At 43.5% G+C, this 21,719-nt stretch carries 12 protein-coding genes; all 12 read left to right on the top strand.

Annotated elements, in window-relative coordinates:
• Positions 1–7: 7 nt before the first annotated feature.
• Positions 8–1,345 (top strand): glucoamylase family protein, encoded by a 1,338-nt coding sequence (locus KEM09_RS08205; RefSeq protein ID WP_212227498.1) that lies wholly within the window; start codon positions 8–10, stop codon positions 1,343–1,345.
• Positions 1,346–1,419: 74 nt separating this feature from the next.
• Complete coding sequence (locus tag KEM09_RS08210; RefSeq protein WP_212227499.1) at positions 1,420–2,802, top strand: sulfatase; 1,383 nt, start codon at positions 1,420–1,422, stop codon at positions 2,800–2,802.
• A gap of 3 nt (positions 2,803–2,805) precedes the next feature.
• Positions 2,806–5,607 carry a sulfatase-like hydrolase/transferase gene (locus KEM09_RS08215; protein ID WP_212227500.1) on the top strand — a complete coding sequence of 934 codons (2,802 nt, stop codon included), beginning with the start codon at positions 2,806–2,808 and terminating at the stop codon, positions 5,605–5,607.
• A 174-nt stretch (positions 5,608–5,781) separates the two neighbouring features.
• Positions 5,782–7,107 (top strand): sulfatase family protein, encoded by a 1,326-nt coding sequence (locus tag KEM09_RS08220; RefSeq protein ID WP_212227501.1) that lies wholly within the window; start codon positions 5,782–5,784, stop codon positions 7,105–7,107.
• Positions 7,108–7,146: 39 nt separating this feature from the next.
• Entirely contained in the window at positions 7,147–9,333 is a 2,187-nt protein-coding gene (locus KEM09_RS08225; protein ID WP_212227502.1) for a glucoamylase family protein, read from the top strand.
• Positions 9,311–10,930: a sulfatase family protein gene (locus tag KEM09_RS08230; protein WP_212227504.1), complete on the top strand. Its 1,620-nt coding sequence runs from the start codon at positions 9,311–9,313 to the stop codon at positions 10,928–10,930. Before KEM09_RS08225 ends, KEM09_RS08230 begins: the two co-directional genes overlap by 23 nt.
• Before the next feature lie 23 nt (positions 10,931–10,953).
• Entirely contained in the window at positions 10,954–13,272 is a 2,319-nt protein-coding gene (locus KEM09_RS08235) for a glycoside hydrolase family 3 N-terminal domain-containing protein (RefSeq protein WP_212227506.1), read from the top strand.
• A 167-nt stretch (positions 13,273–13,439) separates the two neighbouring features.
• The gene (gene bglX, locus KEM09_RS08240; RefSeq protein ID WP_244824912.1) at positions 13,440–15,746 is read left to right on the top strand and encodes a beta-glucosidase BglX; all 2,307 of its coding nucleotides are present in this window, start codon (positions 13,440–13,442) and stop codon (positions 15,744–15,746) included.
• A 409-nt stretch (positions 15,747–16,155) separates the two neighbouring features.
• Positions 16,156–17,259 (top strand): DNA polymerase III subunit gamma/tau, encoded by a 1,104-nt coding sequence (locus KEM09_RS08245; RefSeq protein ID WP_212227508.1) that lies wholly within the window; start codon positions 16,156–16,158, stop codon positions 17,257–17,259.
• Between the two features lie 125 nt (positions 17,260–17,384).
• Entirely contained in the window at positions 17,385–17,888 is a 504-nt protein-coding gene (locus KEM09_RS21935; protein WP_244824913.1) for a hypothetical protein, read from the top strand.
• 205 nt (positions 17,889–18,093) lie between these two features.
• The gene (locus tag KEM09_RS08255; RefSeq protein ID WP_212227509.1) at positions 18,094–20,322 is read left to right on the top strand and encodes an NADP-dependent isocitrate dehydrogenase; all 2,229 of its coding nucleotides are present in this window, start codon (positions 18,094–18,096) and stop codon (positions 20,320–20,322) included.
• A 406-nt stretch (positions 20,323–20,728) separates the two neighbouring features.
• Entirely contained in the window at positions 20,729–21,199 is a 471-nt protein-coding gene (locus KEM09_RS08260) for a DUF4199 domain-containing protein (protein ID WP_212227510.1), read from the top strand.
• The last annotated feature ends 520 nt before the right edge of the window (positions 21,200–21,719 follow it).

The raw sequence follows: 21,719 nt of genomic DNA on the forward strand, positions 1-21,719 counted from the left end.
AAATCTAATGAAATCAATATATCTGTTAATTATGCTGATAGCATTACTTAGCTGTGGGCATAAAAGCACTCAAACGACAACCGTTTCGGACAAGAATTGGACCGACGAGCAATTGTTGGATACGGTTCAATATCAAACATTCCAGTATTTTTGGGACGGAGCCGAACCAAACAGCGGTATGGCCTGCGAACGCATTCACACAGATGGCGATTATCCGAAGAACGATTCACGAATTGTTACACTGGGCGGTTCAGGGTTTGGTGTTATGGCCATCCTGGTTGGTATCGAGAGAGGATTTATTACCCGTCAGGAAGCCTTGGAACGTTACCAGAAAATCGTCAGTTTCCTTAAGCAGGCTGATCGTTTTCATGGCGCCTGGCCTCACTGGCTGGATGGAGAAACAGGAAAAGTGGCGCCCTTCAGTAAAAAAGATGATGGCGGCGATTTGGTTGAAACAGCTTTTATGGTACAAGGACTGTTGACAGTAGCCGAATATTTTAAGGAAGGAACGCAGGAGGAGCAACAGTTGGCGGCCGATATTAATCAGCTGTGGCACGAAGTGGAGTGGGACTGGTACACCAAAGGTGGTGAAGGTGTGCTTTACTGGCACTGGTCACCTAATTACGGGTGGGACATGAATTTTGCTGTTGGCGGCTATAATGAGTGCCTGATTATGTACATCCTGGCGGCTTCATCACCTACCCATCCAATTAAACCAGCGGTATATCACAAAGGGTGGACAGTTAACGGCAATATCGCCAATGACACCGTTTATTACGACTTACCCACTGTACTGAATTATTACGAGCATAGTGATGATCCTATAGGACCGCTGTTTTGGGCGCATTATTCGTACCTTGGACTTAACCCCAAAGGGTTAAAAGATACCTATGCCGATTATTGGGAATTAACCACCAACCACGCCAAAATTCACCACCGCTATTGTGTCGATAATCCGAAAGGTTATAAGGGGTACGGCAGCAAGCAGTGGGGTCTAACATCCAGCTATTCAATGAAGGGGTATGCAGGGCACCACCCGGGAGATGCTGATTTGGGCGTTATCTCGCCAACGGCAGCATTAAGTTCATTTCCATACACACCTGCTGAATCAATGGAATTCCTGAAGTACCTGTACACTGAGGCAGATTCACTGGTGGGTATTTATGGGCCTTATGATGCCTACAGTCAAACAGCTTCTTGGTACAAACCTCACTACCTGGCTATTGATCAGGGTCCGATACCTGTGATGATTGAAAATCACCGAAGCGGATTATTGTGGAAGTTATTTATGGCCAATGAGGATGTCAACAGAGGTCTCAACTTATTAGGTTTTAGTATTGAATAGAGAATGAATCATCCTTCAGTGGCCATGTGTCACTGGAGGATGTATTACAGACTATCATCCTTAAATCAACTACCATGCATTTATACACAAAACAATGGCAAGGGTTTGTTGGCTGCCTTATGCTCGGATTACTGATGAATCTGGGCATGGCGAAAGCACAAACTCCTGGCAAGCGTCCCAATATCATTGTTATTCTGGCCGATGATCTGGGTTACAACGATGTAGGTTATATGGGCAGCGATGCCAATGCAACACCCAATATTGATGCTATTGCTGCCAATGGAATTCGTTTCACCGATGCCTATACAACATGCCCGGTATGCGGACCAAGCAGGGCTGGATTATTAACCGGCCGCTACCAGAATCGTTTCGGCTTTGAAGATAATCCCGGTCCATTCAGACGAACAGAAGAAACCATCCCGGGTATTCCATTAAGGGAGACCACCATGGGAGAGTATTTTAAAGAGTTGGGATACAATACAGCCCTGATAGGTAAGTGGCACGAAGAGAATGTGCCGCTGCGTAACCCTTCTGCAAGAGGATTTGATAAGTTCTTTGGCTTTATTGATGGAGCCAGCGGCTATTATATAAATGACAATAGCCAGGGTAAGCTGCTAAATGGCTTAAGGCCTGTGGAGTCGGAAGATGAATACCTGACCAATGCCTTTGGGCGCGAAGCTTGTTTGTTTATTGAGCGGAATGCAGATCGTAATAAGCCCTTTTTATTATACGTGCCATTCAACGCACCGCACGGCCCATTTGAAGTACCTGATGAATACAAAAGCAAGTTCAGCGATGTGAAGGATGAAAAGCGTCAAACATTTCTGGCAATGATCAACTGTATGGACGAAAATGTAGGTAAGATCATGACTACCCTGAAAAACAAGGGGATTGAAGAGGAAACACTGATATTCTTCTACAGTGATAACGGAGGAGAGTGTGAACGAGCCGATAACACACCCTTACGGGCGTGCAAAGGAAGTATCTATGAAGGTGGTATCAGGGTGCCGTTTTGCATGCAATGGAAAGGGGTGCTGACTGCCAATCATGTGGTGAATCATCCGGTGATTGCACTGGATATTTTACCTACTGCCATTGCTGCAACAGGTGCAAGTGTCAGCGGGGAGTGGTTTCTCGATGGTGTTAATCTGCTGCCGTACCTGAAAGGTGAAAAACAAGGTGAGCCTCATCAATTTCTTTACTGGCGATTTTTATGGCACCACGCTGTACGCAAAGGCGACTGGAAGCTGGTGAAGCATCGTGATCAGTCCGATTGGGAGCTCTATAACCTCGCCTCCGATATAAGCGAACAAACCAATCTAAGTCAGCAATTCCCAGATAAAGTAAAGGAACTGCTGGATATCTACACAGACATGTCTGATCAGATGTTACCGGCTCAGTGGGGCTGGCAACCAGACTACTGTGGAACTTACAATATCAATAACATTAAGAACTAAGCTATGCGAAATAAACTAGGTATATTATTAGTACTTTTACTGGGTTTGACATCCGTATTATTTAGTCAGCAAAAACCCAATATCATCATCATACTGGCCGACGATCTTGGCAATGCCGACGTGGGTTATAACAATCAGCAAAGTGAAATAGCCACACCCAATATCGACGCATTGGTGAATAATGGCGTGAAGTTCACAGCCGGCTATGTTACGGCTCCTGTTTGCGGACCATCAAGGGCCGGGTTACTGACCGGTGTATACCAGCAACGTTTCGGCTTTGATGATAATCCGGGCCCCTTCAGGGCTGCACCAAACGTTATTCCGGGTATTCCCACAACTCAGAAAACGATTGCCGAATATTTAAAACCTTTGGGCTACACTACATCATGTATTGGTAAATGGCATGTGGGAGGAGAAGAAAGTGATGCTCTTTTGCCTACCAACAGGGGATTTGATGAGTTTTTTGGATTTTTAGGTGGTGCATCCAGCTATTTTCCGGGGAGTAATGATAAAGAAACGTTATTGCGAGGCACGGTTCCGGTTGATAATGAACCTGATTATCTGACTGATGCCATTGCCAGGGAAGCTAATGATTTTATTATCAGAAATCAGGACAATCCATTCATGATGTATATAGCGTTTAATGCTGTACATGGTCCTTTACAGGCACCACAGGAACTGATTGATTTGTATGCTCATATTGAACCGGAAGGGCGACGTTTGCTATGCGCCATGCAGCATTCTATGGACCTTAACATCGGAAAGATTTTGGCTAAATTAAATGAACTGAACCTTGATGAGAATACCCTGGTGTTCTTCCTGAGTGATAATGGAGGGATTCCTTCCGGCAATTTCTCATACAATGCCCCTTACAAAGGCGAAAAAGGCACCGTATATGAAGGTGGTATTCGTATTCCTTTTGCCATTAAATGGCCCGGAAGCGCATATTTGGGAATGTCATATGATAAAGCAGTTACAGCACTTGATATTATTCCTACAGCTTTGGCGGCAGCCGGTGAGGATTTGAGTAATTATCCGGACCTGGATGGCGTTGATTTGCTGCCATTTATCTCAGGGCTAAATTCAACTAACCCTCATGAGCAGATTTTCTGGCGTATTAATGCCACAAAATGGGCAGTCAGAGATGCAGATTATAAGTTGGTTAATAACGGGGATACGGCCGATCCTATGTTATTCAAAATATCAGAAGATATTAGTTCGGAGAATGATCTTTATGCAACGATGCCTGAGAAGGCTGCTGAGTTAAAAGCCGGGTTTGATGAATGGGAGAGTGGCGTAATGGACCCGCAATGGGGCTGGCAGCCAAGTGTTGGTGATTATGTGAAGCATGCCGATGAAGATTTTGAAAAAGTTGTCAAGCTCTTTTTTAATAATATGGGTGGAGGTACTTGCGAATATGCGGCAAATCCGAATCCTTCAGGTATCAATACCAGTGCTAATGTGCTGAAGGTGACAGTAGCCGATCAGGCCCAGGACTGGTCGGGCGGATGGGCCAGTGTACCACGTTTTCAGAAGAAATACCGCTATGTGCACATGAAAGTGCTTAAGGAACGAACTTCACCCGTACGTTTCAAAGTCGAGGGAGACAACAACACCGGTGTTACCAGCTTAAATATAAATCAATACACAAATGTTGGTGAGTGGCAGGATCTGGTTTTTGATCTGGACTTCTACAATGCCGTTGTAAAAATCAATATTCAGCCTGACTTTGTGGTGGGGTCAGAAACGGTTGTGTACATCGATGATATATGGTTTAGCGATGACCCGACACCAAGGGGTGCACCCTTTTCGGAAACTATACCAGTTGGACTTTCTGCTACCGATATTACCAATAATACTGCCACGTTTAGCTGGAACCCTGTGTCGGAGGCTGTAGCCTATCGAGTTTACATGGATGGAGAACTTTATCAGGAGGTAAATACCAATACCATTGCTTTAACTAATCTGCAAAGTAACGGCTCATATGAGCTGTATGTGGTAGCCGTGAACAGCCAGAATGAATTATCGGCAAGCAGTGATGCTTTTTCACTGATGATGCCTGAGTATAGCTACATTATTTGCGACTTTGACACTAAAACAGGTGATTTCAGAGAATTGGGCCAGCTGCCATTTGAGATAACAAGTAATCCTGATAAGACCGGTATTAACACTAGTAACAATGTACTGAAGATTCAGCGCTTATCTGGTAATACCACTAACTGGGCCGGTGTGTGGGGACCTGTTAATGAATTTAACTGCCAATTGCGGTATGTTCACATGATGGTGTATAAAGAACGGATTACGCCGGTAAAAGTAAAGTTTGAGGGCAGTGCAACCATGGTACAGGAGAGCATGAGTCCGCAAACCGTAACGGGGCAATGGGAAGACCTGGTGTTTGACTTTGGTGCACATAATGCAAGCGTAAACAAAGTGATTTTGCAGCCCGATTTTATTGCTGACGGCATAGAGCAGGTAATGTATGTGGATGAAATAATCATGAGCAACGATCCAGAGCCGCGACAGGGCATAAGTACTTCCATTAGTCAGGATGCAGAAAAACAAGCTGATTTCCTTGTTTATCCATTACCTGTTGAAAGCACTCTATATTTTAAAAATGCTGGCATGATAGAAAGTGATGTGATGATATATAACATCAACGGTGTACCGATTTTAAAAGCTAATCAAAACTCCTTAAACGGAGGTGTTGATACACAATCGCTGCCGGCAGGAATATATATACTAAGCTGTCAATACAATGGACAACAGATAAGTCGCAAAATTGTCAAGACAGGTAAAGGATTCTAGAACTTACTGTTCCCTTATTCATAAAACTAATCAGGCAGAGTGCATAGTACCTTCAAGCAAGGTGCTATGCACCGCTTAAAGGAAGGGAATGGAACAATCAGCTACACTGACATTACCAAATGAATTTGAGTAATCAAACCCATCAATGATCATTGACAACCAGTAATCAAGTACATGAAAAATAAGACCATTTTACTATACTTTGTTTTTTGCTCCTTTCTTCTTCAGGCGCAAAACAAACCGAATATTGTCATTATTTACGCAGATGACATGGGCTGGGGCGATGTGGGCTACCATGGCGTTGATGATATATTAACACCAAATATTGATGCCCTGGCGGCGAGTGGCGTTTACTTTACCCAGGCATATGTTTCGTCTTCCATTTGTTCGCCATCACGCTGTGGCCTGCTAACAGGTGTTTATCAGCAGCGCTTTACCAACGGGCAAAACTCCAGGGATGAGGATCCGAATGTTGAGCTATTTAAGCAGCAACAAATGCTGCCGGACATTCTTAAACAGGCGGGCTACTATTCAGGAGTGATTGGTAAATGGCACCTTGGAGCCGATGAAGCACTTCGACCTAACGCACGAGGCTGGGATGAGTTCTATGGCTTTTTAAATGGATCTCATTCGTTTTATAAAGCCGAAAAGAAATTTACGCGCATTCGAGAATACTGGCCCATCTTCCGCAATAACGAAATGGTGGACTACGAAGGGTATACTACGGAGGTATTTACCGATGAGGCTATTGATTTTATAACGCGTAATCATCCATCAAAAACAGGTGAACCATTCTGTCTGTACCTGGCTTATAATGCCGTGCATTTCCCATGGGAGGTGCCGGATAAATATATCCAGCGTGTATCACATATCAAAAGCCGACAGCGTCGCCTGTTTGCTGGCATGGTATTGGCCATGGACGATGGTGTTGGTAAAGTAATTGATGAGTTGGATAAACAGGGCTTATCGGACAATACCATTGTGTTCTTCATCAGCGATAATGGCTCACCACAAGGACAGATGGGCAATATGTCTTCAACAGGTCCATTTCGTGGCTGGAAAGGAGATTGCCTGGAAGGTGGTATCCGGGTGCCATACATCATTAAGTGGCCGGGACAAATTAAGCCGGGTTCACGTTATGATTATCCGGTGATTAATCTGGATGTGTTGCCAACCATCGCGTCATTTATCAAGCTGAAAAAGATATCTAAATACCAGTTCGATGGCGTTGATCTTTTGCCTTATGTAAAAGGTGAAAAAAGTACGGAAGAACGGCCTCATGAAACCTTGTACTGGAGACGTGGCAAGGACATGGCCATCAGACACGGTGACTGGAAACTGGTGGTAGAGGATAAAAACGCCACAACTGATACCATGCTCTTTAACATGGCTATTGATAAAGGAGAGCGCCGAAACCTTTATAATGATACACCAATGAAAGTAACAGAACTGAAACAGCTATTTGAAGAGTGGGAGAAGGGCTTGGCACCTCAGCAGTAGAAAGAGCTTGATTGAATCAATTGAGAAAAACACTATACAATGAAGTACTCCATAACACTTTTGCTCATCACTCTTTTTTACCTGAGCTTAACAGGCCAGGAAAGGCAGTATGACTATACTTTTTTTGAAAACAGCAGCCTATCAGGGCCTTACTTCTTTTCGCATGTCAGCTATGAGAAAGGTAGTTATATCAGGAATATCAGGCATAAATTACCAGTATCTGAAACGCATTGTTTTACGCCACCCAATTCATTAGAGCTGAATTACAGCAACGGTAATGGCTCCTGGGAGGCTGCAGTAGAGTTTGAACAGCTGCGTGGACAGGATTATTTCAAAGAGGCTACTTATTTGACTTTCTGGCTATTTACCGGAGACACAAGTAATGAGTTATTGCCGCAGGTGCAACTGTGTTATCAGGAGAAAGAACGCAGAACCGGTGCTTTGCATTCTGAAATTCGCTCCGCAAAGGTAGCGATTGGTAATTATCTAAACGGGGAAGATAAAGCAGGCTGGACTTGGGTAAAAATTCCTTTATCTGCTTTTGCACCTTTTAAGCAACTTCCAAATAGTATTATTTTTTCGAATAGCACACAGCAGGGACAAGCGCTGATATTTATTGACCAACTGGAGTTAATTACGCCTGTTCAGGCAAATAAGGTAGCAAAGACTCCAGAGATGACAGCTAAAGCATTTGAACGACATGTTGATATTCATTGGGATGCATCGGCTGTAGTTGGTGCCAAATATGTCAAGGTCTATCGTTCTGATGATAATTTGGGATTTAAGCCAGTTGGTATTCAGGCACCTTGGTACGGTATCTATACCGATTTCACTGGCGAGAGTGGTAAAACTTACGCATACAAAATGACCTTACTGGACGACAACTATCAGGAATCGGATTTTTCAAACACAGTCAATGTTTCAACCCGTTCCTTCTCTGATGAAGAACTATTGGATATGGTTCAGGAAGCTTCCTTCCGGTATTATTGGAAAGGTGCTGAGGCCAACAGTGGATTGGCTCTAGAGAATATACCAGGACGGAAAGATATGATTGCAACAGGTGCTTCCGGCTTCGGAATCATGGCCATTATTGTTGGTACCGAGCGTGGTTTTATATCCCGTGAACAGGCAGCTGAGCGGCTGCTTAAAATATGTCATTTCCTGAAAGGTTGTGATACATTTCATGGTGCTGTATCACACTTTATCGATGGCCCAAGTGGTAAAGCAGAGCCCTTTTTTGGTGAGCGCGATAACGGAGGCGATTTGGTGGAAACATCCTTCTTGTTTCAGGGCTTGCTCACTGCTCGAAGCTATTTCGATGAAAAAAATACTCGGGAAAAGGAAATTCGAAAGATAATCACCCAACTGTGGGAAGCTGTAGAGTGGGATTGGTATGATCAGCACAAGAAGGGCGATTTTTTAACCTGGCACTGGTCGCCTGATAAAGGATGGTTAATCGATCATCAGCTCATAGGATGGAACGAAACCCTGATAACCTACCTGTTGGCCATTGCATCACCAACTCATCCGGTGCCAGCCAGCATGTATTACAAAGGATGGGCCAGTCAGTCTCAAAAAGCGGCCGAATATCGCAAGGACTGGGGCCAAACAGATGATGGGGCCAATTATACGAATGGCCACTATTACCATGGTATTCAACTACCGGTTGGGGTGTCCAACGGCGGACCATTGTTTTTTATTCATTACTCTTTCCTTGGACTCAATCCGCATTTCGTTGATGATTGTTATACTAACTACTTTGAGAATAACCGCAACATCGCTTTAATCAACTGGCGCTATTGCTCCGAAAATCCAAAAAATCACCGGGGTTTTGGTCCTGATTTTTGGGGATTAACTGCCAGCGACGGCCCCTGGGGCTATAGAGCCATTGAGCCAAATATTGAGAACGATAATGGTACACTGGCACCTACGGGGGCTTTGGCTTCATTCCCTTATACGCCTGAACAGTCGATGGCTGCCCTTAAAAACATGTACAGGGAGCATGGTCGTTACCTCTGGGGTGAGTATGGCTTTAAAGATGCAGTGAATCTTCAGGAAAACTGGTGTGCAAAGATTTACATGGGACTTAACCAGGCACCGGTCGCGGTGATGATTGAAAACTACCGTAGTGGCCTGTTGTGGAACCTCTTTATGAAGAACGAAGAGATTACCAATGCATTATATAAAATTAAAAAACTTAGTCATGAGCATACAATTGCTGAATAATAAGGGTTTAATATGGTTAGTTCTGGGGCTTTTAATGGGGGCTTGCCAATCACAAACGAATGAACCTGCATTACCTAATGTGGTGTTTATCCTGGCTGATGACATTGGTTATGGTGATTTGGGATGCTATGGCGGAAAAATTCCGACACCCCACCTTGATGCATTAGCAGCTAATGGAATTCGCTTCACCGATGCCCATTCTCCGGCTGCTCTTTGTGCGCCATCGCGCTTTAGCATGCTGACCGGCAGCTATCCTTACCGTTCGTATAGTGCAGGCGGTGCCTGGAATACCAATAGCCCATCCATCTTTTCTGATCCTTATCAACATACCAAGGCAGGAAGAAAGGTGACAGTCGCTGAAATATTACAAAAGGCCGGCTACAGAACGGCATTCTTTGGTAAATCACACCTAGGAGGCGACATCAGGGATAAGGAAGGTCAACTTATTAGGGAGCAAAATGATATCTGTAAAATGGACTTTGCGCAAGGGGTACACAACTCCATCAACGAGTATGGTTTTGATTATTCTTATTCATTACCTAGCGGGATACAGCACGAACCCTTTGCCTTCTTCGAAAATGGACATTTCGCACCTTTTGACCCGGATAAACCGGCGGATAACAGCTCAACCCATTTATGGAATAATGGTCGCTATGAAATGGAAAATGGCACATCAGAGATTGTGGAGCATCAAAAACACGCAGGAATAGGGGATGTCGATTATAATTCCAGCCAGACTGGCATCATGATGATTAACAAAGCCAAAGCGTTTATTGATGAGCATATTCTGTTGAATAAGCAAAGTAATGAAGCTAAGCCCTTCCTGATCTATTTTGCATCACAGGCCATTCATGTGCCGCACACGCCTCCCAATGATTTTGATGGGGATGACGATGAGCTCAATGAGCAGGTAAAAGGCATTACAGGTGGCGCTACCGGTGATTTCGTATATGAGTTGGATGTGCAGGTTGGCCACCTGATTGACAAATTGAAGCAGGAGGGTATATACGAAAACACAATCGTTTTCTTTACGAGTGATAACGGGGCTTTATGGCCGGGAGTATGTGATTTTGGCAATCCTGAGCATGATAATAACGGACCTTTACGAGGGTATAAAGCATCTGTTTACGAAGGAGGCCACCGGGTGCCATTCATCATCAGCTGGCCCGGGCAAATCAAATCAGGCTCTGTATCTGATGAACCGGTATTGACACAAGATTGGGTGGCCACCATGTACGAGATAACCAATCAACCCATGGAAGAAGATCAGGCGATGGATTGCACTTCATTACTTCCCATACTACTTGATACTAAAGAAAATGATAAACCGCTTCATCCTTTTATTATTTACCAGGCGGGATATGCCTATGAAGGAGCCATCAGGGAAGGAAACTGGGTGTTGCTGGTCAACAGGGATCAGGAAGCAACTGAACTGTATAACCTGGAGTTAGATCTGGCACAGGCAATTAATCTTATAGCTGAGACTGAGCACCAGCATCTTATAGAACGACTGCTTAAAAAGTTCATCACCTATAATGATCATGATAATACAACCATGGAACCAAGAACGACTGAGGTATATCAAACAAAACAGTAGTAAATCAATAAACCGATACGATTATGAAAAAAATCTTATTATACACGTTCTTATTAATAGCTTGTAACTTAAGGTTGAAAGCTGAAGATAAACCTTTATATAAAGATGCATCAGTACCTGTTGAAGAACGGATTTCCGATTTGTTAAGTCGCATGACCATAGAGGAAAAGTTACTACAGATATCAGCAAGTGTTTTAAGCAAAAATGATATGGATTCATTGGGACAATTCAACCCACAGGTATCACATCAGTCATTAATAGAAAAGGGGTTAGGGCAACTTGGCAAACCTTGTGTGGCTTTTGATCTGGATGCCAAACAAACGGCCGAAATATCCAATGAAATACAGAAATATATAATTGAAAAAGGAAGATTAGGCATTCCGACGATTTTTCATGAAGAGGCGTTACATGGGTTATGGGCAAGAAATTCTACAGTATATCCGCAGGCATTAGGTTTATCATGTAGCTGGGAACCTGAACTGGTAAAGGAAATATTTGAACAAGTTGCTATAGAAACCCGCAGCAGGGGCAGTCACCAGGTGAATACACCAATGCTTGATGTGTGCCGCGATCCGCGTTGGGGTCGTATTGAAGAATCCTATGGTGAGGATCCATATCTAATATCTTGCTTCGCAAAGGCCATTGTTGAAGGACTTCAGGGCACGAAAGAGCATGTAGCAAAAAATGGTATTGACAGTGAACATGTTATTGCCACAATCAAACATTTTGCCGGTTATGGGGTATCGGAAAGAGCCACAAATAAAGGTACTGTCAACTATGGAGAGAGAGCCATGAGAGAGGTCGTTCTTCCTCCTTTTAAAGTAGCCGTTGAAGATGCAGGGGCCTTAAGTGTCATGCCAGGTTATCATGCTGTTGATGGAGTGCCGAGTCATGCCAATCATTGGTTGTTGACTGAAATATTACGTGATGAATGGAATTTTAAAGGTTATGTTGTTTCAGATTATGGGGGCATAGATGGTATTAAAAACGACCATCGTTTGGCTTCATCAACTGCAGATGCGGCTGCCAAAGCACTAATGGCGGGTGTTGACCTTGAATTGGCAAGCCCTAACTGTTTCCGTAATCTTAAGAGCTTATGTGAGACCAACAGTACACTAGCTTTGGCTTTAGACACGGCTGTTGCCCGGGTTCTTAGGATGAAATTTAAACTTGGACTTTTTGAACGTCCTTACGTTGATCCAAAGCATGCTGATAAAGTATGTCATACGAAGAGACAACAGGATTTAGCCTTAGAAGCTGCTGAAAAATCAGTTGTATTACTTAAAAATGAGCGTGAGATGCTGCCTTTGAATAAAAATAAGATAAAGACGCTGGCCGTGATTGGTCCAAATGCCCGGGTGTGTCGTTTTGGTGGCTATTCTCATCGTGATGAAGCAAGAGGGATTTCGATTTATGATGGCCTTATGGATAAACTAGGCGATGAGATGGAGATACACTATGCTGAGGGCTGCAAAATACATCAGAATCATGGCTATTGGCTCGATTTTAAAGTTGATAGTGTCGATCAAACTGAAGATTTAGAACGAATTAATGAGGCTGTTGAAGTTGCCCAACAGGCCGACATGGTAATATTGGCTTTAGGCGGAACAGCTATGACCTGTGGTGAGTTTTTGGGGTACCGCAGCTCACTGGATTTATTTGGTAATCAAAACCAATTGTTTGAGGCTATCAAAGCAACAGGCAAACCAGTTGTCGTATGTTTAATTAATGGCCGGCCGCTAACCATCAATGCGATTGATGAGTCAGCAGATGCCATACTGGAGTGTTGGTACCTGGGCGAAAAAACCGGTGAAGCCGTAGCTAATATTTTAACAGGCGAAGTTGTTCCTTCGGGCAAATTAACCCTTACTTTTCCGCGCAGTGTTGGCCATTTGCCACAATATTACAATGCACTGTTCAAACCTAAACATGGGTATTTAGCAGTGGATAATTCGCCACTTTATCCTTTTGGTTACGGCCTTAGCTATACATCGTTCGACTATTCAAACCTGACTTTATCGAAGAGGGTTATATCGGCCGACGAGAGAATAGAGGTCAGGGTACAGGTCAAAAACACAGGTAAATATGCTGCTGATGAAATCGTACAACTATACATTCAGGATGAAATAAGCTCTGTGGCCAGACCTCTAAAAGAACTAAAAAAGTTCAAAAAAATAAGCTTGCAACCTGGTGAATCCAAATCTGTTTCTTTTCATCTGACCGTTGAAGACTTGATGTTTCACAATATTAGCAATGAGTATGTATGGGAGCCGGGAAGCTTTAAGGTTATGGTAGGAACACATTCTGAAAAATTGCTGGATGCCAGATTTACAATGAAATAAAGACTTTGCTCTCACTGTTAATTGAAAGTGATAGCTAAAGACTGATAATATCTCTGATATCAGAATGAGAAGTAAGGGGTTGACCATTCAATAACCTAATATAAATGAAGATTGAATTACTTAAGACAAATAGAAATCGCAAACCTTAAAATATAAACATGTACAAAATGAATAAACTAATAGGCTTATCTATAATATTGTCATTAGTGTTTGCCTGCAGTACAGAAAAGCATTCGAGTCAGTGGCAAAGCTATAGTGGTGATCCTGTCATAGAATACAAAGTAGATTCAGTGTTGAGCCTAATGACCCTGGATGAGAAAATAGGTCAGATGAACCAATACTCGGGTAATTTTGCTTCAACAGGTGCTGTCAGTGATAACCAATCGGGCAAATACCTCAAAAAAGGAATGATCGGCAGTACCTTCAATGTGTTTGGAGCGGATCACCTGCGCATGCTACAGGAGCAAAACCTTAAATATTCGCGACTGAAGATACCTATGCTCTTTGCAGCTGATGTCATTCACGGACTGGAAACCACCTTTCCCATTCCTTTGGCAGAGGCCTGCTCATGGGATCTGGAGCTGATGGAACAAACGGCCAGGGCAGCAGCCGAAGAAGCCACAGCAAGCGGTGTGGCCTGGAATTTTGCTCCCATGATTGATATTGCTCGTGACCCGCGTTGGGGCCGTGTGATGGAAGGCGCTGGTGAAGATGTATTTCTGGCTACTCAAGTGGCTCGGGCCCGTGTAAGGGGTTTTCAGGGCATCAGTAATTACCGTGACCTGTCGAAACCCAATACCATGATGGCCTGTGCCAAACATTTCGTTGGTTATGGTGCTGCACAGGGTGGTCGTGATTATCACTCCGTTGATGTGTCTGAGCAAAGCCTTTATGATACTTATTTCCCTCCATTTGAAGCAGCCATTGATGAAGGGGTTACCTCTTTTATGACAGCTTTTAATGATTTAAATGGAGTGCCCTGTACAGCCAATAACTATTTATATAAGGATGTCTTAAGAGATGCATGGGGATTTAAAGGAATGGTAGTAACTGATTACACTGCCATTATGGAGCTGATGCATCATGGTTTTGCAAGGGATCTGAAGCAGGGTGCCCAATTAAGCCTTGATGCAGGCATTGATATGGACATGATTAGCGAAGCCTTTGTAACGCATCTCAAAGAATTAGTGGAAGAAGGTAAAGTGAGTGAAAAACAGATTGATGTAGCTGTATCACGTATTTTGGAGATGAAATTTCTGCTGGGACTGTTCGATGATCCCTATCGCTATTTTGATGCTGAAAGGCAAAAACAAGTAGTGATGAGTGAAGCCAACCAGTCATTAGCTCTGCTGGCTGCGCAACAATCCATCGTACTGCTTAAAAATGAAGGCAAGGTGTTGCCTCTTTCAACAGAAATTGCCAAGAAAGTGGCGTTGATTGGACCATTTGTTGATGAGCGTGAAAGCTTAAACGGGGAATGGGCTATCAAAGGTGACAGAAGTCAATCGGTGACATTACGTGAGGGGCTGGAGGCCAGGTATAAGGACTCCAAGGTACAATTCGCCTATGCTGAAGGTACTGAACTGCCTTTACTTGATCGTAGCACCATGAAGGCTGAAAAAGATAATCAGGATGCTGAGCGCGGATTTGCAGAGGCAGTTAAGGTGGCGAAAGCCAGTGATATTATCCTGGTAGCCATGGGCGAGAATTTCCATTGGTCGGGAGAAGCAGCTTGTCGTACCGACATCACTTTACCCGGTAATCAGCGCGAACTGCTTAAGGCTTTAAAGCAAACGGGTAAGCCAATTATACTTGTGCTGTTTAATGGCAGACCCCTAGACCTGTCATGGGAAGCAGAGCATGTAGATGCCATTGTGGAAGCCTGGTATCCGGGATTAATGGCAGGCCATGCAGTGGCTGATGTGCTGTCGGGTAAGGTTAATCCTTCGGCTAAACTGGTGATGACCTTCCCGCGTAACGTGGGACAGATTCCTATCTATTACAATGCTAAAAACACCGGGCGCCCCTTTGATGCCAAAGCTCCATCTGACTATAAATCGTCTTATATTGATGTGGATAATACGCCACTTTATCCATTTGGTCATGGCCTAAGCTATACCTCTTTTGAATACACTAATATCATGCTCAATGCCGAAAGCTTTGGAAAAGGCGAAGCCGTGAAGTTAAAAGCGGATATAGTGAATAGCGGTGACTGTGATGGGGCCGAAATCGTCCAATTGTATATCCGCGACAGGGTTGCATCGCTTACAAGGCCTGTAAAAGAGCTTAAAGATTTCAGGAAGGTAGTATTGCGGAAAGGAGAAACAAAAACCATTGAGTTTACCATTGATGAAGCAATGCTTAGCTTCAGGGATAAGAACAGGAAACAAATAACAGAACCGGGGGAGTTTGATATTTGGTTAGGTGCCAGCTCCGATGATGAAAGTAACCGTTTTGTTATCAGCTTCAAATAAACTATCAATACACAAACAGAACTATATGCTTTAATAAGCATATCTGCACATTTTTTCATAGAATCTGATGCATGATTAAGTGCAAAGGCGATAATGCGAAAAGCAGTAAGTCTTTGCACTTTTTTATGGTATATCTAAGTATCGCATCTTGAAGTAAATGATGCCAATAAGATGTGCTCCTTGATTAAATGGTGAGTGCGTGGGAATTGTTCTGGTTACTTTTGTATGATAGATAGGCTTGTTAATAACTTATCGGCATTCTAATTGGGAAGGCCTTAAAGAAATTATATATTTGTCATCGCAATTTCATATTGCTTAAAATAGTTAATGGTTGAAGATGAAAGGTAGGGCATAAGACCTATGCGATTTAACTACTGTTTTCTGACTTTTAAACTACTGATTAATAATTATGGAATACATTGTTTCGGCTAGAAAATACAGACCGGCAACGTTTCGCTCGGTAGTAGGGCAGGGCAACATTACCACCACGCTAAAGAATGCCATTAAAAGCAATCATTTGGCGCATGCGTATCTGTTCTGTGGCTCGCGAGGTGTGGGTAAAACCACCTGTGCGCGTATTTTTGCCAAAACCATTAACTGTTCCAATATTTCCGATGATTTTGAAGCTTGCAACGAATGCGAATCCTGTCAGTCATTCAACGATAACCGCTCCTACAATATCCATGAGCTGGATGCGGCGAGTAATAACTCGGTGGACGATATTCGGAGTTTAATTGACAAAGTGCGCGTTCCTCCTCAGTTAGGCAGCTATTCTGTTTATATCATTGACGAGGTGCACATGTTATCTCAGGCGGCTTTCAATGCGTTTTTGAAAACACTGGAAGAGCCACCGCGCCATGCCATATTTATACTCGCAACCACTGAGAAGCATAAAATCCTGCCAACAATTTTATCAAGGTGTCAGATTTTTGATTTCAACCGTATTACCATAGCCGATGCTGTAGGGCATTTAAAATATGTGTCGGAAAGTGAAGGTGTACAGGTGGAAGAAGAAGGCCTGGCGGTGATTGCCCAAAAAGCAGATGGCGCCATGCGTGATGCCTTATCTATCTTTGATCAGATAGTGGCTTTCTCAGGTAAGCAAATCAGTTATCAGCAGGTAATTGATAACCTTAACGTGCTGGATTATGACTACTATTTCAAGCTGACGGATGCATTCCTGGCAGAAGACTATAAGCAGGGACTGCTGACCTTCAATGAGATTTTACTGAAGGGCTTCGATGCACAGCATTTTATGGCCGGTTTGAACAGTCATATGCGCGATTTGCTGATGTGTCGTGATGCATCAACCGCAGGCTTGCTTGAAGTTGGCCAGACTACAAAGGAAAAATATGTTCAGCAGGCAGCCAACTGTTCTGTTGATTTTTTATACGAAGCATTAAAGATTATCAACGACAGTGAGCAACAATACCGTGCCGCAAAAAATAAGCGTTTGCACATTGAGTTTGCGCTCATTCGTCTGGCACGCATAGTTACCGAAAAAAAAAAGTAGAGCCGTCTGATGAAATACCCATCATCACGGTAGGTAAGGTGCAGCCTGTCCCCCAATCAACATCATCTCCCCGGCAGACAACCGGCAGTAAAAGTGCAGCAAGACCCATTCCGCCACCTCCTGGCATGAACGGAGGAAGTGCAGCTGGCATTAAATCTGTGTCGCTTAAAAATCTGGCACAAAAAGTGCAACAGCCAGTCGCAGCTAAAACATCCGACAAGGAAGAAGTAAAGGAGGAGGCACCTATTGATCCTACATGGAATGAATCATTTGACCAGGAAAAGCTGAATGAAGTATGGCGCAAATTCACCCGTCAGTACGACAGCCAGCCGCGGATTCATACCATTTATAAGAATCATCCGCCTCAGTTGCTTCAGGCTAACACATTGCTTATCAAACTGCGTAACAACACTCAGGAACATGAATTAAATAAGGAGCGTAGTACTATTCTTTCTTATTTACGACGACACCTGAAAAATGCCGGTATAAGTCTCAATCTTGAAATATCACAGGAAGAGGATAAGACTGCTCAAAAAGCCTTCACGGTAGCTGATAAGTATAAAGCAATGGCCGAAAAGAATCCGGCTTTGGCGATGTTCAGAAAGCAATTTAACCTCGATCTGGAATAAAAATAAGGGTTTAAATCCAAATTTGGCTGACAAAAAACCAGTTGAAGCATGAGATAAATCAGCTGGTAATTTATTAAATACAGTAGATTTGTGTTAACAATAAACCTTTAATTGAAAACAGTAAAATGGAATCCTTCTATGTTGGTTAAACACATTGACGGATGAAACGTTACTTAATGCATGATCCATTTAATAAGTAATTAAAATGAGCACAAAAACCCCTAAGATCATTTACACCAAAACGGACGAAGCGCCAGCATTGGCTACCTACTCGTTATTGCCTATTGTAGAGGCCTATACCAAGACTGCAGGCGTTGAAGTTGAAACACGAGATATTTCATTAGCAGGACGTATCATCGCTAATTTTCCGGATTTTCTGAAGGAAGAGCAACGAATTGGCGATGCTTTGGCCGAATTAGGTGAATTAGCAAAAACACCTGAGGCTAATATTATTAAACTGCCAAACATCAGTGCATCCATACCGCAGATGCAAGCGGCTATTAAGGAGCTGCAAAGTAAAGGATATGCTTTGCCTGATTACCCAGAAGAGCCGCAGAATGCAGAAGAGGAAGCGATAAAGGCCCGTTATGACAAAGTGAAGGGTAGTGCGGTAAATCCGGTATTACGCGAAGGTAACTCCGACAGACGTGCGCCAAGGGCTGTTAAGAACTATGCCAAGAAAAATCCACATTCGATGGGCGCCTGGAGTGCCAATTCCAAATCCAATGTGGTGAGCATGCCTGGTGGCGATTTCTTTGGCAGTGAGCAATCCGTAACCACTGAGAAAGCAGGTCATGTACGCATCGAATTTACCGCTGAAAACGGAGAAGTAACTGTTTTGAAACCACAAGTGGCACTGCAGGATGGCGAGATTATTGATGCTTCGGTCATGAGTAAGAAAGCTTTACGCAGCTTCCTGGAAGAAGCCATTGAACGTGCCAAAAATGAGGATGTTCTGTTCTCGGTACACCTGAAGGCGACCATGATGAAAGTGTCCGATCCGATTATTTTTGGTCAGGTGGTGGAAGTATTCTTCAAGGAAGTGTTTGAAAAGTATGGTGCTGTATTTCAGGAACTGGGTATATCTGCCAATAATGGACTGGGCGACTTACATGCTAAGCTGGCCAAATTACCGGCACCTCAGAAAGAAGAAATTGAAGCAGCCATTAAGGCTTGTTACGATAAACGACCTCCTCTGGCGATGGTGAACTCCGATAAGGGTATCACTAATCTTCATGTGCCCAGTGATGTGATTATTGATGCCTCAATGCCGGCAGCTATTCGCACATCGGGACAGATGTGGGGACCAGACGGGCAACCAAAAGATACGTTGTTTACCATTCCTGATCGTTCTTATGCTGGCGTCTATCAGGCAACTATTGATTTCTGTAAGAAACATGGCGCCTTTGATCCGGCAACGATGGGCAGCGTTTCCAATGTGGGGCTGATGGCTCAGAAAGCCGAAGAATATGGTTCGCACGATAAAACATTCCAGCTGCCGGCCAGTGGTATTGTACGCGTGATTGATCAGGATGACAAGGTGTTAATGGAGCATCAGGTGGAGCAAGGTGATATCTGGCGCATGTGCCAGGTAAAAGATGCCCCGATTCAGGATTGGGTGAAGCTGGCTGTTAACAGGGCGAAAGCTACCGGTGTACCTGCTGTTTTTTGGTTGAATGAGGATCGTGCTCACGATAACCAGCTGATTAAAAAGGTACATAAATACTTGCCAGACCATGATACAACCGGTCTGGAGATACATATTATGCCGCCGGTGGATGCGACGCAATTCTCATTAGACCGCATTATTAAAGGGGAAGATACTATTTCAGTAACAGGTAATGTGTTACGGGACTATCTGACTGACTTATTTCCGATTCTGGAGGTAGGCACCAGTGCCAAAATGCTGTCAATTGTGCCATTGATGAATGGTGGTGGTTTATTTGAGACCGGAGCAGGGGGATCAGCCCCTAAACATGTGCAGCAGTTTGAGCAGGAAGGTCACTTGCGTTGGGATTCACTGGGTGAGTTTTTGGCCCTGGCTGTTTCATTGGAGCATTTAAGCAACACCAGCGATAATACTAAGGCAAAAGTGTTGGCCGAAACACTGGATGAAGCAACCGGTTTGCTGCTGGATAACCGCAAGTCGCCCTCTCGTAAGGTGAATGAACTGGATAACCGTGGCAGTCATTTCTACCTGGCTATGTACTGGGCACAGGCGTTGGCAGCACAGGATAAGGATGCGGAACTAAAAGAACAGTTTACAGCCTTAGCCAAAGCGCTGACGGAGAATGAATCAGTGATAGTGGATGAGCTGAATGCCGCTCAGGGTCAGGCGATGGATGTGGGTGGTTATTATGCACCTGTATTTGAACTGGCAGCTAAAGCAATGCGCCCAAGCACTACATTTAACAGCATTATAGAGAAGTTGTAAAATATATTATAACAAGCTGTGAGAGCCCTGGATGTGAAGTCCGGGGCTTTTTTGAACCAACACTAAAGCAATCTGTTACATCATTATACAAATTGAATAATAATATCATATAGGCAATATTATCAAGGCCTTTTTTACGCGACAGACCTTGGCTGGTGAGCATGAAAACCAGTTTATTATGACGTAAAATCGTTTCTGTTTGAGACCTCGAGGATAGGAGAGGTTGAGTTTAACGATTTAGTTATAAGAAATGTTGTTTTTATAGCGAAGCAGGCATAGTCTTGATTTTCTTTGCTTACTTTCTTTTATCAAGAAAAGAAAAGTAAGTCAGGGTTAAAGGGATGAAATCCCTTTTTTGATTATGAAACTAACTTACAGTCTTGGCATAAATATTAATTAAATAATTATGAAGAAAATCGCTATTGAACTTAAGTGGGGTATCATCTTTTTTGCAGCTGTTTTGTTATGGGCTGTTTTCGAAAAATCCATCGGATTGCATGATGAACGTATTGATAAGCATTACTTTCTGACTAACTTCTTTGCTATACCGGCCATCATCATCTATGTATTGGCCTTGCTCGATAAGCGTAAGTGGCTGGGTGGTAAAATGACCTGGTCGCAAGGCTTTCTCAGTGGCCTTATTATAGCAGTGATTGTTTCTTTACTCAGTCCGATTGGGCAATACCTGACGCATGAGTACCTATCGCCCGACTATTTTGCCAATATCATTGAGTATTCGGTAAGCGAAGGAAAGGACCGTGAGCAGATGGAAGCCTTCTTTAATCTTGGCTCGTATATTAAACAGAGCATGATAGGTGCCGTTATGATGGGTGCCATCACATCAGCCATTGTTGCCTTTTTTACAAAGAAAAGTTAGTAACGCTTCGCTGTAGCTTATTGGAGACGTCTTCGGCTTTAGCAAAAAGCTCATTAGCTAGTAATTAGTGTAATCCTATAAGTCTAATAAATTGAAATAAAATTAGCTATGTAGTTGTCTTCCCATCGGGGAAGTGACTGAAAGACGATGGGGGCTATGCGTGTTTAAATCCCTCTCAATCCTGCGCAGGCACCACAATGGGGCATTGATTGACAGCTATAAGGTAATATGGAAGCTGCAGGTTGTAGGCTTGTCACAATAATAGCCCGGGGTAAGCGAAGCAACACCCCGGGACACACCACGCCAACCAAAAAACCGGTGCAAGCGTAAATTAATACATGTAGGAGGTAATTTGCACCGGATTAACCAGCTATTTAATGCCTCCTCAACCAGCTCAGGAGAAAGTTCTCCTGGACGTGTCTCAATTAACAGCTCATAAGGTTTTATGAAAGATGCACATAGCAGGCCGTAGGTCTGCAACAATAATAACCCCGGGTAAACGCAGTGCCACCCGGGGATA

This window comes from Carboxylicivirga mesophila (assembly GCF_018271975.1).
Lineage (GTDB): Bacteria > Bacteroidota > Bacteroidia > Bacteroidales > Marinilabiliaceae > Carboxylicivirga > Carboxylicivirga mesophila.